Annotated in this window: 5 protein-coding genes, 1 tRNA gene and 1 pseudogene; 4 read left to right on the forward strand and 3 right to left on the reverse strand. The window is 38.2% G+C overall.

The annotated features are described in order from the left end of the window. Positions 1-653: pseudogene (locus DYY66_RS09790) on the reverse strand (dihydroorotase); the annotation flags it as partial. Positions 654-729: 76 nt separating this feature from the next. Here DYY66_RS09790 and DYY66_RS09795 point away from each other — a divergent pair. The 4 genes from DYY66_RS09795 to DYY66_RS09810 all read left to right on the forward strand — a co-directional run bounded on the left by DYY66_RS09795 (position 730) and on the right by DYY66_RS09810 (position 2,411). Then, positions 730-802 (forward strand) — tRNA-Ala (locus tag DYY66_RS09795). A gap of 151 nt (positions 803-953) precedes the next feature. Beyond that, a complete protein-coding gene (locus DYY66_RS09800) occupies positions 954-1,253 on the forward strand; it encodes a hypothetical protein (protein WP_166288755.1) in 300 nt (99 codons plus the stop codon). Positions 1,254-1,363: 110 nt separating this feature from the next. Then, complete coding sequence (locus DYY66_RS09805; RefSeq protein WP_166288758.1) at positions 1,364-1,750, forward strand: hypothetical protein; 387 nt, start codon at positions 1,364-1,366, stop codon at positions 1,748-1,750. A 295-nt stretch (positions 1,751-2,045) separates the two neighbouring features. Then, positions 2,046-2,411: a zinc ribbon domain-containing protein gene (locus DYY66_RS09810; protein WP_166288761.1), complete on the forward strand. Its 366-nt coding sequence runs from the start codon at positions 2,046-2,048 to the stop codon at positions 2,409-2,411. A 16-nt stretch (positions 2,412-2,427) separates the two neighbouring features. Here DYY66_RS09810 and DYY66_RS09815 read toward each other — a convergent pair whose 3' ends face one another. Further along, positions 2,428-2,943 carry a zinc ribbon domain-containing protein gene (locus DYY66_RS09815; protein ID WP_166288764.1) on the reverse strand — a complete coding sequence of 172 codons (516 nt, stop codon included), beginning with the start codon at positions 2,941-2,943 and terminating at the stop codon, positions 2,428-2,430. Between the two features lie 60 nt (positions 2,944-3,003). Then, positions 3,004-3,336: a thioredoxin gene (gene trxA / locus DYY66_RS09820; protein WP_166288767.1), complete on the reverse strand. Its 333-nt coding sequence runs from the start codon at positions 3,334-3,336 to the stop codon at positions 3,004-3,006. Positions 3,337-3,637: the final 301 nt, after the last annotated feature.

Raw genomic sequence — 3,637 nt, forward strand, 5'->3', positions numbered from 1 at the left:
GCAAGTCCGTCCATTTTTTTTTCTTTTGCAGTCTTTATTCCACATGAGCACATTTGGTAGTCCTCAGCATGAACAAGAACTGTGCAATTTAGGGATGCTGCCTTTTCAACTATCTTTTCAACCATATCAGTTGTCATCTCTACTTTTTCTTCACGCAGAGACTTTTCTCCAGGCTGCATATCCATATAGACATGGCCAACTTCTTCGCCAAGATTCATGTATATCTTAAATGAGGTTATTCCTTTATTTTTGCAAAACTCCATTTCATCAATTTGGTTTTTGTGAAGTATTGAAGCATGAATCGAATAATCAACATAATGCGTCTTGGAGCTTTCATTAAGATGTGGATCTAAATTTCTCTTGTACGAACCACTCAGTCTAAGCATTCGCATCATTGTGGTGACCCCACCAATTGCAGCGACTTTAGATTCTGTGGTAGCTGCCTCGTCAATCGGAGAATACACACCATAATGAATATGGGGATCAATTATACCAGGAAGTGAAACCAAGCTTTCTGCTTTTATTTTTAGATCACATTGTGGAATGTCATTTGTCAGACCAACAATTTTGCCTTCATCAATTATAATGTTCTTGTCTATCATTCCATTTTGAGAAATAACGTGTGAGCCTGTGATTACAGCATCTACTGTCATCACGCATTTTGCTTGAAAACCTAGTATTATTCTTTGAGTAAATGAATAAAAGCAGATGATATTCTTGATAACAAAAGGGCCGGTAGTCTAGTGGTAGTGATGCCGCGTTCGCAACGCGGATGTCGGGGGTTCAAATCCCCCTCGGTCCACCTTTCATTTGTAAGCCGAGACAGGGTTCATTCTCACACCATATTACATTAACGGTACAAAACTACTTGACAACTTTTAAATAGTTTGTACGGTACAAGAATTCTATGGGGACAGCACTTGACAAATCTGCCAACATGAGTCCATTAAAACATGATTAAGAAAATGCTTGATGATAAAGAAGAGGTAAAAAGAGCATTGGTAACCATATCCATAGAAAAAGCTCTGCTTGGAATTGGCAAACCTACGTATGATGAAGTATTGAGTGTTCTAAATACACAATACCATTGCTATTTGCCAGATTGTTACGAACATCCAGAATATCTAAACGAGATACTCAGAAGATTATACGGTAATGCTGGTAAAGTCATAACAAAATCAATTACAACACAACTAGAGGAGTTCAACCAACACAAGCCAATCAAGAGATTTTTAGAAGTCATATGCAACTAAACTCGTGTTAATTGTTATCTTATAGAGAACTTGACATAGTCTAGGCTTGATCTCAAATTGAATCTATATAGTAATTCATAGGGGATCGTGCCAATCATGTTTAATCAAAGATGATCGATCTGATCGAAAAATATTTTGATCATCCAGATATAGCAATCTATCGTAACAATGACATGTTGCAAATAAATCAATATGACGTATCAAAGGCGCTGGTAAGCCTAGCCATGGAACAATCACTTGTTCAGGTAGGAGGTTCAATAGTACTAGATGTTGTCAGTGACAAGATATTTGAAAAATATCAATGTCACATACCCGACTGTTATGAACATCCAGAACGTCTAAACTCAGTGCTTGTAAATATGCCCATTTCCATGCACCATACGATTGTAAGACTCATCAGAAACCAACTAGACGAGTTTTCTTACAAGAAAGAGATCCAGTATTTTCTAGAAAAGTTGAATCATGGTATGAATTTGAGTTTGAATACAATTACATAACAAATACCATTCCATAGTGCCCAAANAAAGAAATCCAATATTTTCTAGAAAAGTTGAATCATGGCATAAATTTGAGTTTGAATACAATCACATAACAAATTACCACCCATAGTGCAAAAGATACACAGCCTCCAACCATAGCATGGGTTTTTCGTACTCAAGCCNGTGCCCAAAAATGCATGCCACAATCCCCCAATCATACCATGAGCCTTTCATACTCAAGCCAGTAGATTTGAGTTTTGAAATCTAGACATAAACAAAAAACAATATACAGCCATTCCAATTAGTGCATTTAATGAAAGTATTCAACGGCAAGACTGCTGCAGACGATTACATGTCAAGTCACACGCTGACTTTTTCCACACCAGAGCTTACACTAACTAGATTTGCATTTTGGCTAGGCGATATGGTACCTGATCCAAAAAACCCAGGTCAACAGATGCCTAGAATAATGAACTTTGTAGAAGAGAAAGATTTTGCTCCAACACCGCTGGTAGATGATGACACGTTTGTACCAACAGGTGCGATGAAAACAATGGGTGGTCTATATGGTAGTGTAAACACTTCAACTGAAACAAACTCGAAATTTTGTCCAGAGTGTGGCTCAAAATTATCGTTAGCTGCAAAGTTCTGCACTGAATGTGGTGCAAACCAAGACTAACAGTATCAGAATTTTTTTAGATTTTATTTCCACATTTAGAACAGAATTTAGCGTTAGCCTTTAGAGCAGAACCACAGGAATTACAGACAGGACCACTTGAGCTTTGTTTTGGCAAAAGAGAAGGATCTGGTCTTGGAAGTTCACCAGGTGATGAAAAAGCTGCAGCAGCTGATGTAATTGACGGAGGCTGGCCAGGACCTGGTAATGTAGACACTGATACATGTGATGCTTGAGGTCCCATTCCCGGAGGCATTGGACTTGCCATAGTGGATCCACCAGATGCACGTCCACCTGCTATCTTGTCAAGAGATTTTTTTAGCTCAAAGATTACTTTGACAGACAAAAATTCTAGCGAAGAGTACGATACAACATAATCTCCAAGTTTCTCAAAGAATTCCTTGTCTGTTAATTTTCCTTGTTTGTACATTGTATTAGCATCTAGAAACGATTCATAGTATCCCTGGGTATCATTTAGTAAATTTTGTAGCTTGTCAAATAGAAGGTTTAGTGTATCAATATCTCCAAATGACATGTGAATTGTTTTCTTGACCGGTTATTAATTATTTTAGATCTAAAAAAGAAGAAATGAGGTTTAGACTTTTGAAAGAGCATTGTCTATCATATTCTTGTAAGAACCCTTTGATGCAGCGCCTATTTGTTGTGCTACAACTTGGCCCTTGTTGAATAATGCGAGTGTTGGTATGCTAAAGACATTGTACTTTGATGCAAGTTCGTTGTTTTCATCAACATTTACCTTGACAAAGTTGATCTTTCCTGCATATTCACCGGCTAGCTCCTCGATTACAGGACCTACCATCCTGCACGGACCACACCATTCAGCCCAAAAATCTACAAACACAGGAATTTGAGAAGCGATGACCTCTTTTTCCCAGTTCTGTGAATTTACAGGTTTTGCTTTATCCATACACTATAAAGTTCTGAATCCCTAAATATATTGAACGGTTTTCTACCAGCGACTTCGCAAGCCGTAATAGTTTCTATCGCCAGATCTTCTGCGATCATCTCTTCTATCATCGCGTCTTCCATAACCGCCACCTGATCTGCCGTAACCTCCTCCTGATCTACCATAGCCACCACCTGATCTTCCAAAGTTTCGCCTGTGACTTACTTCTCTCTTTAGTGGATCTGGGATATTTACTGCAATTCNTACTTCTCTCTTTAATGGATCTGGAATGTTTACTGCAATTCCCAGTTCTTTGTTCAGA

Origin of the sequence: Candidatus Nitrosotalea sp. FS (assembly GCF_011319475.1) — an archaeon.
Classification (GTDB): Archaea; Thermoproteota; Nitrososphaeria; order Nitrososphaerales; family Nitrosopumilaceae; genus Nitrosotalea.